Origin of the sequence: Caballeronia insecticola (assembly GCF_000402035.1) — a bacterium.
In the GTDB taxonomy this organism is placed as follows: Bacteria; Pseudomonadota; Gammaproteobacteria; order Burkholderiales; family Burkholderiaceae; genus Caballeronia; species Caballeronia insecticola.
This window is the reverse complement of the sequence record NC_021288.1, coordinates 419,817-443,198: the sequence shown is the minus strand read 5'-3', so window position 1 is coordinate 443,198 and position 23,382 is coordinate 419,817. Positions and strand designations below refer to the sequence as shown.

Here is a 23,382-nt window from a genome sequence, read left to right as displayed (position 1 = left end):
GCCTTGCTAGGCATCCGGAACGGCATACCGGAGATGCACAGGTCGTATGACACCAACATCGACACCGACATCGAACGATGCCCGCGAGCATCACGCCTCAGACCCCGCGCCGGCCATGCCGAAGAAAGCGCGGACGGGCCTCATGCTAGGCGCGCTCGGCGTCGTGTTCGGCGATATCGGCACGAGCCCGATCTATGCGCTCAGACAGGCCGTGAGCGACACGGGCACCGTCGATGCATCGATCGTGATGGGCATGCTCTCGATGATCGTCTGGGCTGTCGTGATCGTCGTGATGGGCAAGTACGTGTGCTACGTGCTGCGCGCGGACAACGAAGGCGAGGGCGGCATTGTCGCGTTGACGGCGCTCGCGCGTTCGGGCTACGAGCAACAAGGGCGGCGCGTGCCGCATCTGCTGTTGATGGCGGGCCTCTTCGGCGCGGCGATGTTCTACGGCGATTCGATGATCACGCCCGCCGTGTCCGTGTTGTCCGCTGTCGAGGGTCTGGGGCAGGTGAGCGCGAAGTTCGAGCCGTTCATCGTGCCGATCGCGATGGCCATTCTCGTCGCGCTCTTTCTGTTTCAATCGCGCGGCACGGCGGTCGTCGGCAAGTCGTTCGGACCGGTGATGCTGCTGTGGTTCGTGTATCTCGCGGCTGTCGGCATCTATCGGATCGTGGAGCATCCGGATGTGCTGCGCGCGTTTTCGCCCGTGTATGCGTGGTCGCTCGTGCTCGCGCATACCGCGCTCGCGTTCACCATACTTGGCGCCGTGATACTCGCGTTGACGGGCGCCGAAGCGCTTTATGCCGACATCGGTCACTTCGGCCGGCCCGCGATCCGGCTCGCGTGGCTTGTAGTCGTGTTTCCGGCGATCATCGTCGGATACTTCGGGCAGGCCGCGACGATCCTGCATCAGCCGGGGGCGGCCAGGCAGCCGTTCTTTTTCGCGGCGCCGTCATGGGCGCTGATACCGACCGTGCTGATCGCGTTGCTCGCCACCGTGATCGCGTCGCAGGCCGTGATTTCAGGCGCTTTCTCGATGACGAGCCAGGCGATCGAACTCGGCTTTCTGCCGCGTCTGCGCGTGATCGAAACGTCGGCATCGCAACGCGGACAGGTGTACGTGCCCGCCGTCAACGCGGTTCTGTTCGCGGCCGTGATGTTTCTTGTGCTCGTGTTCCGCAGCTCCGACCGGCTGACGTCCGCGTATGGCATTGCGGTCGGCCTCACGATGCTCATCACGACCGTGCAGATGGTTAGCGTGACGCGCAATATCTGGCGCTGGCCTTGGGCGGCGGTCGCGGCGCTCAGCGTGCCGCTCATCGCGATCGACGTGTTGCTTGTCGCGGCCAACATGCGCAAGATTCCGCAGGGCGGCTGGTTTCCCGTCGCGATCGGCGGCGTGCTTTTCGTGTTGATGGCGACATGGCGGCGCGGCCTCGAACTCGCGCGGTTGCACGCATCGCATGCGCCGCCGCTCGCCGACTTTCTGCGCGATGTGCTGAAGAGCGCCGAGCCTCCCGCGCGCGTTCGCGGCACCGCCGTTTATCCGGGCAGCACGCCGGGCGCGACGCCGTCCGCGCTTACGAGCAACGTGCGCCATAACCGCGTATTGCACCAAACGACGGTGATCTTCGCGAATCGATCGGAGTCGGCGCCGCGCATCGACGAGCACACACGCGTCGAAGTGCGCGATCTCGGCGCGGGCTGTTATGAGGTGATCTCGCGACATGGCTTCGTCGAGCGGCCAAATTTGCCGCGACTGCTGGCATCGCTCGATGGACAACTCGGGCAATGGCGCTTCGATCCGAAGCACACGACGTTCTTCCTGCCGCGCGACGAAGCGACGCCCGGCTGCTCGCACGGACATATGTCGCGCTGGCGCGAGCGTTTGTTCGGCGCGATGTCGGTTCATGCGGCATCGAGTGCGGAGTACTATGGACTGCGAAGTGAGGATGTTGTCGAGCTTGGGGTTCAGGTTGTGCTTTGATGTGTGATGGTGACGGGCTCGCCGCGCCAGGCAAACTCCGCGCCGCCATTGCGGCCGAGCTATGACCCACTCGAATGTCGGCCCTTCTCACTAGAGTGAACTGTCAAGTAATGTCAGACGGCCTGAAAAGCGACATCTGGTCGCAATCGTTGGTGGATAATCCGTGCGCGCGTTGTAACCCGAATGTTCGGGAGCAGCACGCGTATCTAGTTAACATCAACACTTCGATCATGAAAAAAGTCTCTTTCGCTCTGCTCGCTTCGTTCTTCGTGGCCGGTGCCGCAATGGCACAAACGCCCAACAACGGCATTGTCACGACCCATGACGCCAGCGTCGCTGCCCAGATCGAGCAACATGCGCGTGACGTTCAAGCGCAACCTCAAGTTGTCGAGCATGAAGCGCCGGTAGCCCATGAAAGCGCGCCGCACAAGGGTGCTCATCACCACCGTCATCATCACGGCAAGCACCACGCTCAGTCGAAGTAAGACGACGCTGCCGGTTAAGCGCGGTGGCGTGAACCTGGCGGTATCGCGGCAGACGGGCTTTCTTGGGCCCGTCTGCTGGTAAGGCCGTTTTGTCGGTCGCCTTGCTTGAGGGGGTGTACGACCGTACCGGCTGGGGCGTAGGGCAGCGAGCCTTTGTACGCAATCGTCTCGATTTGAACAGGGGATGGGCCGCGGCAACGAGAGCCAGCTTTCCTGCCTGCCCTGTTTCCTCTCAATCCTGCGTCCTGCCATACCCGCCTGAGTCATCCCTTGGCCAAAACGCAAACATCACCGCGAGGTCACGACTTCCGCTGCGCCCTGATCGACATTCGCATTGCGCGCGAGAGTCGCGGGACCTGAACCTCCCGGTTCCGGTGCGCTCGTGTCATAAAGGCGGTCGGGAATGAAGAACGCGCAGACGCCGCTCAGGAAGAACACCGCGCCGACCATCAGAAAGCTCACGCCGAACGTAAATTGCGTGGCGACATAGCCGATCACGACCGGCGCCGCACCCGAGCAAAAGCGCCCCACGTTATACGAACCGCCGACAGCCGTGCCGCGAATGCGTGTGGCGAAGCTCTCGGACATGAACGCACCCATCGTTCCGAGCGGCACGCCGTAGAGAAACCCGAAGAGCAGCATCAGCCAGACGATATTCTCGCGCGTGTGAAGAAACACGATGACCGGCAGAAACAAGGCCGCACCGATACAGCCGAGCACATAAACCCCGCGCCGGCTCCACAGATCGCCGACCCAGCCCGCGACGATCTTGCCCACGAATGCGACGACGTACGTACCGATCATATAGCCCGCCATCGAGCCGAAGCGCACGTGCAGTTCTTTCTCCAGATAGGTCGGCAGCCAGTTGTTCAGCCCGTAGAAGCCCGAAAGCGCGAACACGGATGCAAGCGCCCACAGGATGAACATCTTGCGCGCTTCCCGATCCGAAAAGATCAGGTAATAGCGATTCTCCCGCCATGCGCGACGCACGCGCGGCGCGCCTTGCCGCGTCGCCACGCTGGCGCGCCAGCCGGGCGGTTCGGGCACGAACCAGTGAATCGCCAGCGCCAGCACGACGGGAATCGTCGCGACATAAAACAGCATGCGCCAGCCGTAGAGCGGCAGAATCCAGTTGGCCAGCGAGATCACGACGATATAGCCCGCCGACACGCCCGTCTGCAAAATGCCGAGAATCAGGGAGCGCCGCGCGGTCGGTACATATTCGGCGACGAGCGTGCTCACGAGAACCATGCAACCGATCCCGAGCGAACTGATGAAGCGCACGAGCGCGAACTGCGCGAAGGTATGCGTGAGTCCGAGCAGGCCCGCGCCGAGCGAGAAGAGCGCGAGCGCCCACACGACAACCCGCACGCGCCCGAGCGAATCGCTCGCCCAGCCGCCGATGATGCCGCCCACAGCCATCCCGACGAGCGTCAAGCTGCCCAGCGCGCCGGCCTCGACATTGGTGAGGTCGAATTCGTTCTTGATGCGTGTGAGCGTGAGGCCGTACATCATGACGTCGGCGCCGTCGACGAGCAGCGCGAGATAGCCGAGCGCAAACACCATTAGCCAGCGCCCGGTTTCGGGAGAAGCGCGATTCATGAGCGCGGTTCCTCGTCGGCGTACAGCGGCATGCAAGAGACCAGCGCGGGCGCGAGAAACGAGCCGAGCAGCACGCCCATGTCTTCGTGCTCGCGCTTATACCAATGCTCGACGTGCGTGAGATTCATCGTGCCGATGCACTCGCCGTCATAGGCGATCGGGATGTTCAGGATCGAGCCCAGGCCCATGTTCGACATCGTCATGTGATCGTCGAATGCGCGGCGAATGTCCTGCGCGGTCTCGCCGCGAAACGGCCGCAAATCATGCAGGATTTGCGTTGCCCACGCGGTGCCGCGCTTCGTCTTGCGGCCTCCGGTCGGATAGATGTCGGGCATGTTCGTGAAGACGCGCTCCACTTCGTGATTGCGCGCATCGTAGGCCATGATGGTGAAAAGCCGGAAGCCGATCGTCTCGGCGGCGACTGCCGCGACCGCGTCGAAGAGCGTCGCGGGCTGAGCGGGCTCGCGCATCGCGCGGGCGAGCCGTTGAAGATCGTTCAGTTGCAGTGAGCGCGTGGTGCTTGCTTCCGTGTCCCGCATGATGTCGTATCCGTGAAGGCTCAGCGGCCCAGGTTGGTGGAGGCGAGGCGCTCGCGTGCGTCGCTATCGGTCGCGCCGTTGATTTCGATGTCTTCGAGCGAGCGATTACGCGTCTCGATGCCCAGAAAGAACACGACGCACGCGCCCGCGAGCAGCACGGCGGTCGTCATTGCGAACACGCCGAAGAAGCCGAACGACGGATACACGATGCCGACGAGAATCGGCGCGCTCACCGAGCCGATGCGCCCGAACGAGGACGACGATCCCGTGCCTGTCGTGCGCACCGCAGTCGGGAAAATTTCCGGCGTGTACGCATAGACGCCCGCGAACGCGCCGTTCATGAAGAACGACAGGCAAATGCCCGCCGCGATGATCTGCATGCCCGTATGCGACAGCGACAACATGATCGCCGCGATGCCGCCGAGCGTCATGTATGACGCCACCACGCCCTTGCGCCCGATCTTCTCGTTGAGCCACGCCGCCGAGAAATAGCCCGGGATTTGCGCGCCGTAAATGGCGATGGAAAAACCGAAGCTCTTGGTGATCGTGAGTCCTTCCTTGACGAGCAGGCTCGGAATCCATGAGAAGAACGAGTAGTACGCGAAGGCTACGGCGAACCACATCAGCCAGCTCACGGCCGTGGTGCCCGCAAGGCGCTTCGACCACAGTGTCTTTACGTTCTGCCACGCGCTGCCGCTGCTCTTCGCTGCGGACGGAATCGCGCCTGTGGAAGACAGCGGGGCGAGCGCGATGCCGTGCTGCGCATACCACGCTTCGATGTCGTCGACGATGCTGCCCGCCTCGGCGACGCGGCCCTGGCTTTCCATCCATCGCGGCGATTCGGGCAGGGTGCGCCGCCACCACAGCAGCATGACGACGGGCAGGGCGGTGATGACCGCGAGATAGCGCCAGCCGTCCGGAAAATTCCGCACGACGGTATAGCCGAGAATCGACGAGCTCAGATAGCCGAACGACATGAAGCCCACCAGTGCGCCGCAGAACATGCCGCGATAGCGGCGCGGCACGAATTCGGCGAGAAACGGCGCGATCACGACGGTTTCGGCGCCCGAACCGAAGCCCGCGACGATGCGCAACGCGAAGAACGTATGCCAGTCGTTGGCGGTGGCGCTCGCGAGCGACGCGACGCAATAGATCGCGAGCGCGCTCATCATGATGCGGCGGCGGCCGATGATGTCCGCGAGCACGCCCGAGAGGAACGCGCCGAAGAAATAGCCGATATACGTGCTGCTCGCGACGAGTCCGGTCTGCGCGCTCGTCAGGTTCCAGAGCTTGCTGACGACCGGAAGCAGGAACGCGAGCGACGACGAATCGAGTCCGTCGAACATATAACCGAGCCCGCCGATGATCAGCAGCTTGCGATGAAAGCCGGATAGCGGCAGCCGTTCGAGGCGGGCGGCGACAGCGGACATGATCGATGTTCTCCGATGGATGCTGCGTCAGCGCCCGATGGCGTATGCCTGCATCTGGCGCGGCGTGGCGGCTCCGCGCATGAGGCCGTGGCGGATGCCCACGGCGCATACGCGCCCGAGCGACCAGGGTTCGGCGACCGTGAGGTCGTGGCCGCGCGCGCGTAGTGCATCGAGCGTGGCTTGCGGAAAGGTGCCTTCCGCCGACATCTTGCCGAGTTGAATGTCACGCGGATAAAACGAGCCGGGGAAGTGCGCAGTCTGGAAGGAAGGCGAATCCACGGCGGCTTGCAGATTCAGGCCGAAGTGAACGTGCCGTAGCAGCAGTTGCAGCGACCATTGATCCTGCTGATCGCCGCCGGGCGTGCCGAGCGCAGCATACGGCTTGCCGTCGCGGGTGACGAGCGTCGGCGAGAGCGTGGTGCGCGGACGGCGTCCCGGCCCGAGCGACGAGGGCAGTCCTTCTTCCATCCAGAACATCTGGCCGCGCGTGGTCACGTTGAAGCCCAGCCCGGGCACCGCGGGCGATGCCTGCAACCAGCCGCCCGAAGGCGTCGCCGACACCATGTTGCCCCAACGGTCGACGACATCGAGATGCACCGTGTCGCCGCGCAACTCGGGCAACGGCGCGAACGTGGGTTCGCCCTGACCGAAGCCGCCCGGTTGCTGACGGCCCGCATTGGCCAGGATCTTCGCGGCGCGCGCCTCGCTGTCGAGCAGATTGCCCGGACGGAATTCGAACGATGCGCGACGCGGGTCGATCTGCCGGCGGCGTGCGTCGTTGTAGGCGTCGCTCAGAAGCGTGTCCATCGGCACGTCGGAGAAGTTCGGGTCGCCGTAGAAGACGTCCCGGTCGGCGAACGCGAGCTTTGCGCATTCGATGACCGTGTGCACGAAGTCGGGACCAAGCGGGTCCATGCCCGCGAGATCGAAGCCCTTCAGCAAGGCAAGTTGTTGCAGGAACATCGGACCCTGACCCCACGGCCCTGTCTTGTGGACCATGAAGCCTTCGTATTCGTAGGAGACGGCGTCTTCGTACGTGGCTTCCCAGCCCGCGAGATCCGATGCATCCAGGAGACCGCGATTGCGCTGGCCCGATGTATCCAGCACGTCCGTCGAGCGGAAGTACTGATCGATCCTATCCGCGACGAAACCGCGATAGAACGCGAGGCGCGCGCGTTCGCATTGCTCCGCGCGGTCGCCGTGCGTCTTCGCCTCGCGCAGAATGCGCTTATAGGTTTCAGCGATGGCGGGATTCGCGAACAGATGGTTGGGACGCGGCGCTTCACCGTCGCGCAGCCATTGCTCGGCGGACGTGCGCCATTCGCGTTTAAAGAAATCCTGGATTGCGAGAATCGACGATGTCATGCGCGGCAGCACCGGATAGCCGTGCTCCGCATAGCCGATGGCATAGCTCAGCACGTCTTCCAGCGGCAACTGCCCGTAGTCGCGCAGTAAGGTCATCCAGCCGCCGAATGCGCCCGGCACGACGGCGGGCAACAGACCGGTGCCGGGCATGACCGTGAGGCCCAGCGCCTTCATCCGATCGATGGTCATGGCAGCGGGCGTCACGCCCTGGCCGCACAGCACGCGCACGCGGTCGTCCTTCGCGCTGTAGAACACGGCGGGCAACTCGCCGCCGGGGCCGTTCAGATGCGGCTCGACAATCTGCAGCACGAAACCGGCGGCCGCGGCGGCGTCGAACGCGTTGCCGCCTTTTTCCAGAACCGCCATCGCGGACGCGCTGGCCAGCCAGTGCGTCGATGCCACCATGCCGAAAGTGCCGATCAGTTCGGGTCGTGTCGTAAAACTCATTGCTGTTGTCCGTTTGGCGAACCATTGAACATTGGTTCGAATGACATCGATGCGTACGACTTCGCGTGAAATCGTAGCTATTGATTCAGGGTATGCCAACAGAAAAAGTAAAGCAATCGTCGCCGTTCGGTCGGCAATCTGCTAGATTGAACCAATAAACAATGGTTCACTGAGCAAGGTCATGGAAAATCTTACGCTCGACAGGCTGCTCGGCTATGTCGCGGAGCGCAATCTAAAGGACGGCGACGCGTTGCCATCGGAACGCAGCCTCGCCGAGGCGCTGGGCGTGAGCCGGCGCGATCTGCGTGGGGCGCTCGCGTCGCTGGAAGCGGCGGGGCGAGTCTGGCGCGGGGTCGGGCGCGGTACGTATCTGGGCACGCGTCCGCTGAAGTTTTCGGCGTCGCTCAGCAGTCTGCGCGCGGGGTCGAGCCCGGCGGATATCGCGGAAATGCGGCTGGTACTCGAACCGGCGTTCGTCGAACTGGCGACGAGCAAGGCCAGTCCGGACGATCTCGCGGAACTGGAAAAATGCGCGCGGCGCAACGCCATGGCCCGCGACGACGACGAGTGGCAGCAGTGGGATCATCGCTTCCATTTGCTCATTGCGCAGGCCACGCGCAATCCGGCGATCATCGCGCTGATGGAGGTGGTGAACGGCATGCGCATGAAGCCGACCGCGCGCGAGAAAACCGCCGATCAGGACACGCGGCGGCATTTCGCGGAGCAGCATCAGGCTGTCGTGAAAGCGATGATCAAGCGCGACGGCGCGACCGCCGCCGCGCGCATGCGCGACCATCTGTTGAACGTGCAATGGCGGATACCGGCTCAACGAGAGTGAGGGCGACGGGCGGTGCCTGAATGATGTGTCGCGATTCAGATGTACTGCGGGCGGCGACTGACAGGCGGGCTGTGGAGCTGAAAGCCGCTGTATGGACAGCGATCGGCAACGATAAGAACGGACGGCCGGATATTCTGCAAGCGCCGAGCGGAGCGATGGTGGTTGTCGCTCCCGCGCACGTCATGAATGCGTTACTGATTACCGCACGACAGGTCGCCCTCCTTGCAGTGCAACTGGGCGTCCAGATGCTTTGTCTGCGCCCGGATGAGATCTTCAACGCACATCAAGTAGACCGTAGTATTGATGCTGCCATCGCGGGTACCCATCGTGTCGAACTCGCACTGTGCGTTGCGCCACGTGATCCAGGCGCGCTGGGCAGTGCGCAGTTTCTCAGCGCCGTCCTTGCTAATTTTCGAAAGAAGGGCACGATATGTCGCATTGAGCTTGTCATCTGCCGCTTTCCGTTTCGCGTCAGCACAGTCGTTCATTGCCATTTGAGTCGTTGCGTTATCTATGCAGTCGGCTTGTTTTGCCAAAGTGGATTGACATACTGATAGAAGCATCACAGCACAAAGAACAGCAAGACGCATTGGAGAATTCCTCGGGTTTTAGCGTGTTTGATCGGACTTGACCCAGGCGTGTATCCGACTGCGATCGGCGGATAGGGGTCGGGCGTGGACTATCCCACATTGGGTCGGAAATTGCGATCTGCCGATGCGGTGGCTTTGGCAGTTCCGTTATCGGATGATCGTTGTTTCGTCATACACGCCGGTGACGCTTGTAGCGGTGCGGCCGGGCGCAATCGGCCGAATCGCTGCAAGCTGTTCGGCCGAGAAGAACGATGAACTTATTGCATCTCGCTAGATCAGTAGCAACGCGCATTTCCATTCCATGATCAAAGAGATTCTGCCAGCCGGCCAAAGCCGGTGATCTCTTCGATGCATCGACAATTTAATTCGTAGTGCAAATGTAATGAAACCAAAAATAAAATTTGACATGCTGTCGCTTTCTCGCACGCAATCCCGCGCCGCAAGTCAATCGGCTGAAACTCAAAATCTGAGTGCGGTATTTCGTCTCACAGGCACCCCGGATGGCGAGCGTCTTAGGCACGCGTTAGCGTTGCTCGCACAGCACTGCAAGCCCTTGCGCTGGCGCATGGTCCATGGCGAGGACGGGCCGCGCTATCTGCTTCACGAGACCGCGCTCGCCGAACTCGAGATCATCGACATCGAGCACGGAGACGAAGTCAGCGCGACACCCATCATCGAAACCCTTTGCGCACAGCCATTTCGCATGGATGCGGGCGCGCCCTGGTCCATCACCCTGCTTCGCGGAAAGACACAGAGCTTTCTGGTGTTCGCCTGTCACGGGGCGTTGCTCGATCGCTTCTCGCTCGAGCCATTGTTCGCCGCGATTTCCCGCGCGTACAACGACGGCGCCTTGCCTGCCGATATCAGCCTCGACCAGCAGACCGTCCTCGACGCCGAACGTGCATCGCTCGAGCCGGAAAATTGGCGTCGCGACCTCGCATTCTGGGTGCGCGAACTGGGCGATGGCGCGTTCGCATGGCAGCCGCCTTCCATTGAAGGGAAAGCGGGCGAATTGAGCTTCACCGTGCCGCTCGGCAAGGCGCTTTCCGGCGAACTTCGGGAGCAGGCCCGCGCGCTTGACCTGAGCATCGAGTTTTTGCTGCAAACATCGCTGCACGTACTGTTGCAGAAGCTTGCGCGTCAGTCCGTGATCGTCACGGCGCACCATCGGCGTGGCCAGCGGCAGTCACTCGGGCAAATCGGCTACGACGAACGTGTGCGCTTCATTCGCAGCGACTTCGAAGAGGGCATGACACTGCGGCAGTTTCTCCTGCATGCGAAGTCGAGATTCGCACTGGCTGACTTTCACGCGAATATTCCCGCAGGCGACGTGCTCGACGAACTCAGGCGCGTGCAGCACGAGTACGGCAGCGCCACGACCGTGCTCATCGAGCGCGAGACCATGCCGTTCGATGCGCTTCGTCTGGACGGCCACGCGAGCACTTTCCTCGCGCGCTTTTCGCGGAGGCCTGAAACCGAGGATACGGCCATCTACATGCGTCTGGACGACGAGATCTCGCTCGACGTGAACGTGCGTCATCGGGAATCCGCGCACGGGCTCGCGCTGGCGCTTGAGCACTATCTGGCGCTGCTGGCAAGTCTCGCGGCTCAACTCGACACGCCCATAGATCAGATCGATTTCGATACCCCGGAGCTGGTTTCGCGCCGGCGTGGATGGTCTCACGGCGCGTCGCTCGCCATCCCGCCGCGCGACGTGCTCGCGCAGTTCGACGACATCGCACGTCGATACGCCGACGCGCCTGCAGTCAGCGGCCCCGATGCGTGTTTCACTTATGCGGAAGTGGCTCGCGAGGCCGCGCGAATCGCCGCTGCCCTGACGCCGCATGTCGCGGCAGACGCGCTGGTCGGCATCTGCGTGACGCGCGGCGCGCGCATCGTGCCCGCGATACTCGGCGTACTGGCGGCGAACGCAGGCTATGTGCCGCTCGATCCGCTCATGCCCGAAGAGCGCCTGCGCTTCATGGCGGCCGATGCGAAGCTCGCCGCCGTCATCACCGACGCCGCCAGCGAGGCGCGCGTGCGCGCCACGTTCGATTGCCCGGTGCTTCGCATCGAGGACATGCTCGCGCCAGCATCGTCGGGCGTGGCCAACACGGCGCTGTGCCGCGACGCCGATCAGAACTACGCCGCATACGTCATCTACACGTCGGGCACGACGGGCCAGCCGAAGGGCGTCGTGATCGAGCGCGGCATGCTCGCGCACATGATCGCATCGCTCGAAGGTCGTTATGACCGTGGGCCGGGTGCGCGCTGGCTGCAATTCGCGTCGGTCAATTTCGATGCGAGCGTGCTTGAGATATTCAACCCGCTGACGCATGGCGGACATCTGATCGTCGCGCCCGACTCGGTGCGCGCAGACCCGTCCGCGATGTTCCGGTTTCTCAGCGACGCGCGCATCACGCATGCCTTTCTTCCGCCCGCGGTGCTGCGCCTGCTGCCACGCCGTCCGCTACCGGATCTGAAAACGATTATGTGCGGCGGCGAAGCCAGCGACGACGACACCGTCCGGTTCTGGTCCGCCGTGGTGCGCCTTTCGAACATCTATGGCCCGACCGAGGCCACCGTGCTCGCGACGGAAAACACGTTCGGCGGCCGCAAGCTCGCGAATGAGCTGGGACGCCCGTTGCCGGGCTACGCCATTCATCTGCTCGATGCGCAAGGGCGTGGCGTGCCGCTCGGCGGCATCGGGGAGATTTGTATCGGCGGCCCATCGGTCGCGCGGGGCTATCTGCGGCGCCCGGAGCTGACGGCGGAGAAGTTCATCGACGATGCCGACGGCTGCGGACGAATCTACCGCTCCGGCGATCTCGGTCGCTTTCTGCCAAATGGCGATATCGAATTTCTCGGCCGCAACGACTTCCAGGTAAAGGTACGCGGCTATCGCGTCGAAATCTCGGAGGTCGATCATGTCATCGCGGCTCAACCCGAGGTGAACGCGGTCTGCGTTGGCACCTATGCCCATCAAGGCAGTATCGCGCTCGTCGCGTGGTACGGCGCGAGTGGACTGGCGCCTACGGAATTGCGGCGACGCCTCGAAACGCGTCTGCCGTCGTACATGATTCCGGCGTTTCTCGTTCCCGTCGATGCGTGGCCGCTCAATCTGAATGGCAAGGTGGATCGCGCGCGGCTGCCGGCGCCCAACGTATCGTCGGCGCGCGCGGCCGGGCGCGACTTCGATACGCTCGAACGCGCGGCGCAAAGCGCGTGGGCGGCGACCTTGGGCGTGCCCGTCGAGTCTATCGACGAACGCAGCCATTTTCTCGATGCAGGCGGACATTCCTTGCTCGCCACGCTCACGTGCAAGCGCATCGGAGAAACGCTCGGCGCGAATGTGAAGCCTGGACTGCTGCTCGCGCATCCCGCTTTCGACGCGTTCTGCCGCGCGCTTCGCGAAGGGCTCGACGACCACGACGCATTGCCGCCTCTCATCCCCTGTATCGACGCACGAAGCGGCGTACCGATCATGAGCGGCATCGCCCAGGCGATCTATCACCGGGCCCGTCATAACCCCGCGGACAACGCATACAACATCGTCGTGCGCGCGGATTTCAGCCGTGAAGTGAATCCCCTCGCGCTGCACGCAGCGCTCAAGCGGCTATTCGCGCGCGATCCGCTTTTCCGCGCACGCCTCACGGACATCGACGGCGGCGTCCGGCTGATGCCGGCTCCCGCCAGCGACGTGTCGATCCCGCTCGAAAGCGCGACGGCGCAAAGCATCGATGCGCAACTCGACGCCTGTCTTGCCTCGCCCGTTTGCCTGGCGGACGCGCCACCCTGGCGTGCCCGCATGTTGATCGATGTCGAAAGCGGGGTGAGCACGGTGTTGTTCGCCATCCATCACGCAATATTCGACGGCTGGTCGCTGAAGTTGCTCCTCGAGGAGCTTGCGGCGCTCTACGAAGGAAAGCCGCTCGACGATCGGGCGCTGAACTGGTTCGACTACTGCGCGTGGATGTCGCGCATGCAGGACTCGCAGCCGGTTGCCCGCGCTCAGGCTTACTGGTCGAACAAGCTCGCGGGCGTGCCGCTGCGCGTCGACTTGCCTTTCGACGCCAGCACCCGCGCGCCGAACGCCAACCGCGCATTGACGATGCGTCTCACGCGCGAGCAGACCGACAAGCTGCGACGTATCGCGCAGACACGCAACACGACACTCTCGCCCGTGCTGTTCGCGCTGCACCTCGTGTGGCTGTGGCGTTTGACCGATCAGACCACGCTCGCAAGCGGCTATCCGCAAGCCGGACGCGATGTGCCCGGCAGCGAAACGCTCTACGGCATGCTGGTGTCGATGGCCGTCATGACGATGCGCATCGATCCGCGTGAGCGCTTCGGCGATCTGGTCTCGGCCGTGCAGGCGCAAATGCTTGCGGACCGCGAGCATTTGCTGGCCACGCCTTATGAGGCGGGCGTCGCGGACATCGGCGCGGTCAACACGCTGTTCAGTCTGCAAAGCGGCATCGATCTGAATGGATGCATCGGCGATGGAACCGTCACCGTCGAAGAGTTGCCGTCGCGTACGTCCAAAGTCGACATCTCCGCAATTTTTTATACGAATCCGGATGGCGGCATCGACGGCCGCCTGGAATTCGATGGATCGCTCATCGAGGCGCAATCGGCCGAACGCATGACCGAAGTGCTCGCGACGCTCATCGATGCCGCAGCGAACGAACCCGACGCACTAGTCGGCGAACTGTCCTATCTGAACGAGCGCCAACGCGTGCTCTTGAGCGGCTTTTCGCACGGCATGCCGATGACGGAAGCGGCGATGTCGATACCGGCACGGTTCGCATCGGTCGTCGCGCGCGCGGGCGAGCACGTCGCCATCCGGTTCAACGATGAATCCCTGCGCTATGACGAACTCGACGTCCTCAGCAACCGGATCGCGCATCAGCTTCTTTCACATGTCCCGGCGGGATCATGCGTGGGACTTTCCATGGCGAAAGGACCGCTTCTGATCGCCGCAATCATGGGCGTGCTCAAGGCCGGCTGCGCATACGTTCCGCTCGATCCTTCCTATCCCGCCGAACGGTTGCAGCACTTCGTGGCGAACTGCTCGCTGACTGCATGCATCGCGGATGCGCAGGGTCGTGCGAGCCTCGCCGCCGCGGATCTCGCGCATCTGCAGTGCGTCGATGCCGACGAACTCGCGCGTGATCGATCCGGCATGCCGCACGCGCTGCCGATAGTCGCGCCCAACGCGCTCGCGTACGTCATTCACACCTCCGGCTCTACGGGCAAACCCAAGGGCGTGCTGATCGAGCATCACAGCGTGGTGCGGATGATCGATGGCGCCGCGTCCCTCCTCGGATACGGTCCCGGATGCATCAGCACGCTGGTCGCGTCGACCAATTTCGATGCGAGCGTGCTGGAGATGTTCATCGCTCTGCTTCACGGCGGCACGTTGATCATCGCACCGGAAGACGCTCGACGCGATCCGGACATGCTGCACCGTTTGCTCGAACGTGAACACGTCACGCACGCCATTCTCGCGCCCGTGCTGCTACAGGGCTTGCCGAAGCGACCGCTTCCCGACCTTCGGATGCTTGCCTTCGGCGGCGATACGCTGGACGAAACCGCTGCGCGCTGGTGGGCCGCACATACGCGCCTGCTTTCACTCTACGGTCCGACCGAAGCGACTGTCATGGCAACCGGCGGCCAGATCACGCCGCAAGGTCGCGTTCGCGTACTTGGCAAGCCCTTGCCGGGCTACGACGTGTACGTGTTGAACACACAGGACCAGCTTGCGCCGCCCGGTTGCGTGGGGGAAATCTGCATCGGCGGCGATAATCTCGCGCGCGGCTATCAGAACGAAACCGCGCTCACGATGAGCCGCTTCGTGCCCGATCTCTTCGCTGGCAAGCCGTACGCGCGCATGTATCGCACGGGGGATCTGGGCCGCTATCTGCCCGATGGAACGATCGAGTATTTCGGTCGCAACGATGCGCAGATCAAACTACGAGGCTTTCGCATCGAACTGGGCGAAATCGAGCACCAGCTAATGAGCGTGCCTGGCGTGGAAAGCGCCGCGTGCAGCGTTCAGGGAGAAGGCGAGCAGCGATACATCGCGGCGTACTATGTGCCGCAGTCCGGGACGCGCGTCGATGAAGAAACGCTGCGTCGACAGATCGCGACGACGTTGCCCCTTTACATGGCGCCCGCGCGTTACGTAGAGCTCGCGGTCTTGCCGATTTCGGGCTCGGGCAAGATCGATCGAAAGGCGCTGCCGGCACCGTCTGCGATGTCGAACGGCGAGCCGCCGCGAGCGGGCGTCGAAAGCGACATCGCGGCGATCTGGTGCGCGCTGCTCAAGCTAGAGCAGGTGAGCCGCGAAGATGATTTCTTCAGACTTGGCGGCAACTCGATACTCGCCATGCGCATGCACGCCCGGGTTCGCGCCGAAACAGGTCTCGAATTCGCGATGCCCGCTTTCTATCGCGCGCCGACGATTGCCGGATTGACTGCGAACGACCGCGCAGACGATATCGATCGCGCTGTGGCCGATGCCGCCGCGCCGCTCGCCCTGATCGACACGACGCTGCCCGCGTGGGGCGAGCGGAATGCGTCGGCTATCAACAGCGTGATCCTGACTGGCGCAAGCGGATTCGTCGGCATTCATCTACTCGACGCGTTGAGCCGGCGGGTGGGGAAGGTGTTCTGTCTGCAACGCGCCGCCAGTCCAGCGGACGGACTCGCTCGCATCGTTGAGGAAGCGCGCGCTGCGGGACTGGCGATCGACTTCTCGCGTGTCGAAGTGATCGGCGCCGACCTGAGTCTCGCCGGACTCGGGCTCGCCGCTGCCGACTGGCGACGGCTCGCCGAGGAAGGGGATGCCATCCTGCACTGTGGCGCGCTCGTGCATCACCTGCATGGCTACGGCAGTCTCAAGGCGGCAAATGTCGGCGGAACGGAAGCGCTGCTGCAACTGGCGCTTTCCGTACGCAAGAAACCTGTGTGCTTCGTCTCGACCATGTCCGTGCCGATGATGCTCGAAGACGCGCAGCGTGTCGAAGAGCGTATCGATGCGGCGCGCCCGCTGTCCGACAATGGCTATCTGCTGAGCAAGTGGGTGAGCGAGCAACGCGTGGCCGCGTACAGTCGCGCATACGGTCTGCCCGCGACCGTCGCGCGCGTGGGCAATGTGACGGGACATAGCGAAAGCGGCTTCAGCAACTATGAGCACAATCACTTCTGGCTGTTCAATCAGGGCTGCGTTCAACTCGGCGCTTATCCGGCGACGGGGCAAACCGTCGAAATGACGCCGGTCGATGTGCTTGCCCGCGCCCTGTGCGCGCTCGCGTTGCATCCGCGTGAAGGGCTCTCGGTTGCAAATCTTCAGAACCCGGAATATATGGCGCAGCGAGAATGGTTCGAGGTGCTCGGCGAATCGGGCCTCGTTGCAATGCCGGAGGCGCCGGACGCGTGGAAGCAGCGGCTCGCCACGATCGATTCCGCGAATGGGCTCGCGCTCTTGCGCGACTTCTATACGGGCGATCTGACCTGGCACGACATGCCTGTCGAGCAGATCGGCACGATTAGCCGCCTGGCGAGCGCCGACGTGAGTCTCAGCGTCGATTACTCACGGCTGATCGGGGTTTATTTGCGCTACTTGCGCGCCGAAGGCTTCTTGAGCACCGAAGGAAGCGAGGCCGAGACGGCGCACTTGTAAAGCGCCGCTGAAGCGAAGGAGAACGGTCTCTGGCGTTGAGACGGCCGTGCTCACGGTGCCAAATGGAAAACCCGGTCGGTAAAGCGACCGGGTTCGAGAGGGGCTTGTATCGAGACATAACTATTCTCGCGATGATTGACCTGAAAAACGGAACACCACGTCTCAAACGGATGTGGCGTGTCGCTTTGACAGAACGATCATGGGGGCTGCCCAACTGAAGGCTCGTGGACGTGAGCGGCAGAAGCTCCTTCCACCAGGGGAAAAAAATCGCGAAGGCAAAGTGAGGGCCGCGACGGCGCTTCCTCGCATTCAGGCTAATCAGGGTCTCGGCACGGTCTCTGATTTACTAGCATTCCGCTAGCCGCCCGATTGCCTTCAAGAAGCCAATGGCCGGCGATGCCGCACGGACGCATCGACAACGTGGATAGAACGAACGGTTTGCCCGTCTGGTTCGAGACATCTGCGCGGCGCAATCCGCGCGGGAACCGCTAAAATCGGGGTTTTCGCCCGGAATGCGTGTATGTCTTTTGCCTCGCTTGGCCTGATCGAACCCTTGCTGCGTAATTTGCAGGGCCTCAATTACCAGACACCTACGCCGGTGCAGGCCAAGGCGATTCCTGTTGTGCTCGCTGGCAAGGACGTCATGGCTGCCGCACAGACCGGCACGGGCAAGACGGCGGGCTTTGCGCTGCCGCTGTTGCAACGGCTGGTGCAGCACGGCCCAGCGGTGTCCAGCAACCGCGCGCGTGTTCTGGTGCTGGTGCCCACGCGTGAACTGGCTGAACAAGTGCTGCAAAGCTTCATCGATTACGGCAAAGGCCTCGACTTACGATTTTTGGCGGCCTACGGCGGTGTGAGCATCAACCCGCAGATGATGAAGTTGCGCAAAGGCGTGGATGTGCTCGTTGCCACGCCGGGCCGTTTGCTGGATCTCAATCGCCAGAACGCAGTGCAGTTTGATCAAGTACGAACGTTGGTGCTGGATGAAGCCGACCGCATGCTCGATCTGGGCTTTGCGCGCGAACTCGACGCCGTCTTCGCTGCGTTGCCTGCGCAACGCCAGACGCTGCTGTTCTCGGCCACGTTCGTTGATGAAATCCGCGACATGGCGGCGAGCATTCTGCGCGACCCGGTCAATATCAGCGTCAGCCCGCCCAATGCCGCGGCCAGCAACATCAAGCAATGGGTGGTGCCGGTAGATAAAAGGAACAAGCCGGACCTCTTCATGCACCTTGTGGCCGAGAACAAGTGGGAGCACGCGCTGGTGTTCGTCAAAACCCGCAATGGCGTGGATTACCTTGCGGCCATGCTGGATGAAGCGGGCTATGCGGTCGACACCATCCACGGCGACAAACCGCAACCCGCGCGCCTGCGTGCGCTGGAGCGCTTCAAGACAGGCGAAGTCAATATGCTGGTGGCGACCGATGTCGCTGCGCGCGGACTGGATATCGACGACCTGCCGCTAGTAATCAATGTCGATCTGCCGATCGTGGCGCAAGACTATGTGCATCGTATTGGCCGTACCGGCCGCGCGGGCGCGAGCGGCGTGGCGGTGTCCCTCGTGTGCGCCGATGAAGCGCCGCAACTGGCAGCGATCGAAGCGCTGATCCGGCAAACGCTGCCTCGTGAAGAAGAGCCGGGTTTCGAAGCCGAACACCGCGTGCCGCAAACCAGCGCGACGGGGCAGATCATCAAGAAACCCAAAAAGCCTAAGAAACCGAAAGTGCTGCAAACTTCGACGGCGCTCAGCAAAAAGGCTGGTCCGCGAACTGGCGAAAATAGGCGCAAGCCTCCGGCGCAGCGCGCTGAGGGCGCGGGTCAAGGCACAAGCGTGGCCAGCGGTAATCCATTCAGCGTGCAAAAACCCCGCGGCAAATCTGCGAGCAAGTCAGGTGCGGGTTCACGCACACCGGCTGGCAAAACCGCGGGTGGCCGGACGAAACGCTAACCCGGAGTAATGTCGGCGCTGGAGCAGGCTGCACTTCGGAGGATCTTGCTCGGAGCCCCGGATCAGGGTGGCGAAGGTTACGTAAATTTCCGGCGCTATCAAGCTAGCGGTAGAAAGAGAAGACGCGCGTGAAGCGGTTATCCGGATCTTCGCACTTTGAATGAAGTCAAAAGGCGACATTTCAACTTGGCCGCTACACTCTAAAAAGTTGATACATTATATTATGTTAAATCATGAGTAAGGGCTAAAAACAAGCGACACCCAGATTCCCTCACCGACCAAGCACACGCCCAATTCGCCGCGCTGAACTTCCACAAGCGCACGCCGAAGAGTACCTGCGGCCGCTCTTGACCGCCTACGACGCTGAAACGATCAAAGACTCTGGCAATTGACGCATCCGCAATGTATCTGTACGCGATAACCGTCACGACGTGGACGCAGACACGCTTGAAAGACTGGGCGCTGCAGACTCCGGCCTTCACCGAAAACGTGTCGTCCCGAAATACTGCTTTGCGCTCGCCTCGAATGCTCGCAGATAGCACGCCCTATCCGAATTCGCTCTGGAAGATTTGGAATCAGTTCAAAACGAACGGCTCGCTGGGAAAACGAATACGCAGACGGTGACGAGCGCGTAACCGGATGACACTGGTCAGAGCGCGATCCTGCGGGTAGCTGCAGGCACGTGCAAACCAATCTGCACGACGAGCCTCCATGTCATGTTAAGTAGTCTTTGACGACAGCGATCTGCGCATCGTCCATCAGGGCCGGCGCGTGGCCGCAGTCCGGAAATTCGAAGGCAGCCACGCGACCACCGCTCGACGCCAGCCCGCGCCTAAGCATGGCACCCACGGTGCTCCGCGCCAGCAAGTCCGAGTGCTCGCCGCGCAGGATGAGCACCGGGCCGCCGATCTTCTCCCAGACATGCCATAGATCCACGTCCAGCCAGATGGGAAATGCGAACCGCAGGCCGATGCCGGGATCGAAGCGAAACCGAAAGCCGCCGGTGCCGTCAGGGACTGCGCTGTGCTCGGCAAGATGACGCCACTGGGCATCGCTGAGTGTGCCAAACATCGCGTGGACTTCGCGCAAATGCGCGTCCACTTCGTCGATCGAAGCGAAACGCCAGGAGCGCTTCAGATAAACACCGACCCGGCGCAATGCGGCAGCCGAGACGAGCGCACCGAAGTCATTGAGCACGAGTCGACGCACCGGCGTCCCCGGTTCCGACGCCATCAGCATGCCGATATGCGCGCCGAACGAGGTGCCGATCCAATCGACCTGTTCGACGTCGAGGCGAGCAATCAGCGTCGTTAGCGCACGAGTGTAGGCACGATCCGTGTAGTGCGCGGAGGATTCGAGCCAGTCGCTCCGTCCGTGACCAGGCAAATCAGGTGCGACAACTCGCACGCCCGCCTCCGCCAGCGCTGCGGCCAGCATGTCGAAGTCACGGCCCGTGCGCGAAATTCCGTGCAGACAGATGACGGTTCGTTCCGCTTTCGCCGGCCCCCACTCGACGTACGCAAGCTTGTGAAAGCCGCCACGTCCGAGCACGGAGACCTGTTTCAGCCGTGGCTGCATCGCGTTCGTGTCCAGTGGCAGTGCGCGCACGCTCAGGGCGCGCGGCGCAGATCAACGTTCAAAGTCCGACGCTCAGTCGAACACCACCACCTGCCGAATCGCCTTGCCTTCGTGCAGCAAGTCGAAACCGCGATTGATCTCGTCGAGCTTCAGACGCCCCGTCAACAGCTTGTTCACCGGCAAGCGGCCCTGCGCATACAAATCGACATAGCGCGGAATGTCGCGCGACGGCACGCACGTACCGATATAACTCCCCTTCAACGTCCGCTCTTCCGCGACGAGACTGACCGCGGGCAGCGGCCACAGCGCCGTCGAAGGTGGAAGACCCGCCGTGACGGTCATTCCTCCGCGACGCGTGATGCGGTACGCCAGGTCCAGCGCGCGAATCGAACCGGCAAACTCGAAAGCGAATTCAACGCCGCCCGCGCTCAGTTCGCGGATCTGCTCCAGCGCAGTGTCATGACCCGCGTTGACCGTGTGCGTCGCGCCCAGCGCGCGTGCCTGCTCCAGCTTGGCATCCGACAGATCGATTGCAATGATCTGCCGTGCGCCCGCCGCATGCGCGCCAAGGAGCGCCGCCAGCCCGACGCCGCCCAGCCCGATCACCGCCACCGATGCGCCCGCGCGCACCTGCGCCGTGTTGACGACCGCGCCCACGCCCGTTAGCACCGCGCATCCGAAGAGCGCGGCTTCGTCGAGCGGAACGCTGCGATCGATCTTCACGACCGAGCGGCGCGACACGGTTGCATATTCGGCAAATACCGAGCATCCGAGGTGATGGTTCAGTGCCTTTCCTCCGCGCGTAAGACGCCGCTCGCCGGAAAGCAGCGTACCTGCGCCGTTCGCGGCCGCGCCCGGTTCGCACAGGGCCGGCCTTCCTTCGGCGCACGGCGCGCAATGGCCGCAGCTCGGCACGAATACGACGACCACGTGATCCCCAACCTGAAGGTCCGTGACGCCCGCCCCCAGCTCCTCGACGACGCCCGAGGCTTCATGCCCGAGCGCCATCGGCATTGGGCGCGGCCGGTCGCCGTTGATCACGGACAAGTCGGAGTGGCACAGGCCCGCCGCCGCGATCTTGATCCGCACTTCGCCCGGGCCGGGCGGCGCCAGATCGATTTCTTCGATCTTCAACGGACGCGTATCGGCATAAGGCGTGGCCGCCCCCATTTCCTGAAGCACTGCTGCCTTGATCTTCATTTCGCTATCTCCGTGACGCGGTTTCTGAGTTCTTCGACAAGTACGCGACCATTCTCCGAATAATCGACCGGGACGATGACAAGCTGTACCCCGCCCTCCTCGAACGCCGACTCCAGCGCCGGCGCCAGCCCATCGGCGGATTCGATGCGCCGCCCTTTTGCCCCATAGGCCTCGGCATACTTGACGAAGTCGGGATTGCCGAATGTGAGACCCCAATCGGCAAAGCTGTCGACCGCCTGCTTCCAGCGAATCATGCCGTAGGCGTCGTCCTGGATGATCAATACGACGAGGTTCAGCTTCAACCGCACAGCGGTCTCGAGTTCCTGCGAGTTCATCATGAAACCGCCGTCGCCGCATACTGCCATCACGCGGCGGCCGGGATAGAGAAGCGCGGCCATCATGGCCGACGGCAGCCCCGCGCCCATGGTTGCAAGCGCGTTGTCCAGCAACAGCGTGTTGGCATTGCGCGTTCGATAACAGCGCGCGAACCAGATCTTGTACATGCCGTTGTCCAGCGCCACGATGCCCTCGGCGGGCATGACCTCGCGCACGTCGTGAACAATGCGTTGCGGCGTCAGCGGAAAGCGCGATTCGTCGGCGCGGTCGAGCGTGCGTTTGAGGATGCCTTCGCGCAACGGCGCCAGGGCAGCGGCGTTCGGCAGCCTGCCTTGCACCAGACCGGCGAGCCGTGACAGGCTCAGGCCCAGATCGCCCACGACTTCGGCATGCGGGAAGAACACCTGCTCGACGCTGGCCGGCGTGTAGCCGATATGAACCACCTTGGGCCCCTTCGGCCCCATGATGAACGGCGGCTTTTCTATGGTGTCGTGGCCGATCGCGAGAATCAGGTCGGCTTGGTCGATCGCCTCGTGCAGATAGTCGCGTTCGCTGAGCGCGGCCGTGCCCATCCAGAGTTCGGTGGCTTCGTTGCTGCCGATGGCCGCCACCGTGCCCTTGCCCATCTGCGTGTTAAAGAACGGGATGCCCGTGCGCCGAATGAAGTCGGTCAACTGCCCCGCGAGCCGCGGCCGGTTGCTGTCCGCGCCGAACATCACGAGCGGCCGTTCCGATTGCATCAACAACGCAGCCGCGCGTTCGATGGCGGCATCGTGCGCCATCGGGAGTTCGACGGGATGCAAGGGAACGATCGTCACATCGTCGCTGACCTCGACGGCGGCCACGTCCTCGGGCAACTCCAGATGCACGGGACCGGGACGCTCCTCCGCGGCCAGCCGGAAGGCATCTCGCACGACGGTCGGAATGCTCGCCCCGCTCACGATCTGCCGCGACGCTTTGGTCAGCGGCTTCATCGTCGCGACGATGTCGACGATCTGAAAGCGCGCCTGCCGCGACGTCATGATCGCTTTCTGGCCGGTGATCAGTACCATCGGCATTGCGCCGAGCTTCGCATAGGCCGCGCCCGTGACGAGATTCAGCGCGCCGGGGCCGAGTGTCGCCATGCATACGCCGGGCGTTCCAGTCAGACGTCCATGCGTCGCCGCCATGAAGGCCGCCGACTGCTCATGCCGCGTCACGACGAGCTGAATGCTCGAACCTCGCAACGATTCCACGACGTCGAGATTTTCTTCGCCGGGCACCGCGAAGATGCGCGTGACGCCTTCGTTTTCCAGCGCCTTCACGAAAAGATCGGAAGCTTTCATCGGCAGTCTCCTTGCAACTTCA

General features: G+C 63.0%; 13 protein-coding genes. 5 read left to right on the top strand and 8 right to left on the bottom strand.

From position 1 onward, the window contains the following. Positions 1-46 precede the first annotated feature (46 nt). Entirely contained in the window at positions 47-1,990 is a 1,944-nt protein-coding gene (locus tag BRPE64_RS22795; RefSeq protein WP_016347235.1) for a potassium transporter Kup, read from the top strand. A gap of 110 nt (positions 1,991-2,100) precedes the next feature. Then, a complete protein-coding gene (locus BRPE64_RS32990) occupies positions 2,101-2,475 on the top strand; it encodes a hypothetical protein (RefSeq protein WP_144063498.1) in 375 nt (124 codons plus the stop codon). Between the two features lie 288 nt (positions 2,476-2,763). Here BRPE64_RS32990 and BRPE64_RS22785 read toward each other — a convergent pair whose 3' ends face one another. The 4 genes from BRPE64_RS22785 to BRPE64_RS22770 are packed head-to-tail and all read right to left on the bottom strand — an operon-like array spanning position 2,764 to position 7,858. Then, complete coding sequence (locus BRPE64_RS22785) at positions 2,764-4,077, bottom strand: MFS transporter (RefSeq protein WP_016347233.1); 1,314 nt, start codon at positions 4,075-4,077, stop codon at positions 2,764-2,766. After that, entirely contained in the window at positions 4,074-4,616 is a 543-nt protein-coding gene (locus BRPE64_RS22780; protein WP_016347232.1) for a GAF domain-containing protein, read from the bottom strand. Before BRPE64_RS22780 ends, BRPE64_RS22785 begins: the two co-directional genes overlap by 4 nt. A 20-nt stretch (positions 4,617-4,636) precedes the next feature. Beyond that, positions 4,637-6,046, bottom strand: a complete 1,410-nt coding sequence (locus BRPE64_RS22775) for an MFS transporter (RefSeq protein ID WP_016347231.1) — start codon at positions 6,044-6,046, stop codon at positions 4,637-4,639. Positions 6,047-6,073: 27 nt separating this feature from the next. Further along, positions 6,074-7,858: a gamma-glutamyltransferase family protein gene (locus BRPE64_RS22770; RefSeq protein WP_016347230.1), complete on the bottom strand. Its 1,785-nt coding sequence runs from the start codon at positions 7,856-7,858 to the stop codon at positions 6,074-6,076. Positions 7,859-8,039: 181 nt separating this feature from the next. On the opposite strand from BRPE64_RS22770, the gene BRPE64_RS22765 reads away from it, so the two are divergent. Then, a complete protein-coding gene (locus BRPE64_RS22765; protein ID WP_016347229.1) occupies positions 8,040-8,696 on the top strand; it encodes a FadR/GntR family transcriptional regulator in 657 nt (218 codons plus the stop codon). Between the two features lie 191 nt (positions 8,697-8,887). Here the strand turns inward: BRPE64_RS22765 and BRPE64_RS34095 are convergent, their stop codons facing one another. After that, entirely contained in the window at positions 8,888-9,184 is a 297-nt protein-coding gene (locus tag BRPE64_RS34095) for a lysozyme inhibitor LprI family protein (RefSeq protein ID WP_408608265.1), read from the bottom strand. A gap of 484 nt (positions 9,185-9,668) precedes the next feature. On the opposite strand from BRPE64_RS34095, the gene BRPE64_RS22755 reads away from it, so the two are divergent. After that, positions 9,669-16,973 (top strand): non-ribosomal peptide synthetase, encoded by a 7,305-nt coding sequence (locus BRPE64_RS22755; RefSeq protein WP_084675798.1) that lies wholly within the window; start codon positions 9,669-9,671, stop codon positions 16,971-16,973. A 520-nt stretch (positions 16,974-17,493) separates the two neighbouring features. Continuing rightward, entirely contained in the window at positions 17,494-18,921 is a 1,428-nt protein-coding gene (locus tag BRPE64_RS22750) for a DEAD/DEAH box helicase (protein ID WP_016347226.1), read from the top strand. Between the two features lie 714 nt (positions 18,922-19,635). Here BRPE64_RS22750 and BRPE64_RS22745 read toward each other — a convergent pair. The 3 genes from BRPE64_RS22745 to BRPE64_RS22735 all read right to left on the bottom strand — a co-directional run bounded on the left by BRPE64_RS22745 (position 19,636) and on the right by BRPE64_RS22735 (position 23,360). Beyond that, positions 19,636-20,499, bottom strand: a complete 864-nt coding sequence (locus BRPE64_RS22745) for an alpha/beta fold hydrolase (RefSeq protein WP_051180538.1) — start codon at positions 20,497-20,499, stop codon at positions 19,636-19,638. Positions 20,500-20,571: 72 nt separating this feature from the next. Then, positions 20,572-21,699: a zinc-dependent alcohol dehydrogenase family protein gene (locus tag BRPE64_RS22740; protein ID WP_016347224.1), complete on the bottom strand. Its 1,128-nt coding sequence runs from the start codon at positions 21,697-21,699 to the stop codon at positions 20,572-20,574. Beyond that, positions 21,696-23,360: an acetolactate synthase large subunit gene (locus BRPE64_RS22735; protein WP_016347223.1), complete on the bottom strand. Its 1,665-nt coding sequence runs from the start codon at positions 23,358-23,360 to the stop codon at positions 21,696-21,698. Before BRPE64_RS22735 ends, BRPE64_RS22740 begins: the two co-directional genes overlap by 4 nt. Positions 23,361-23,382 lie beyond the last annotated feature (22 nt).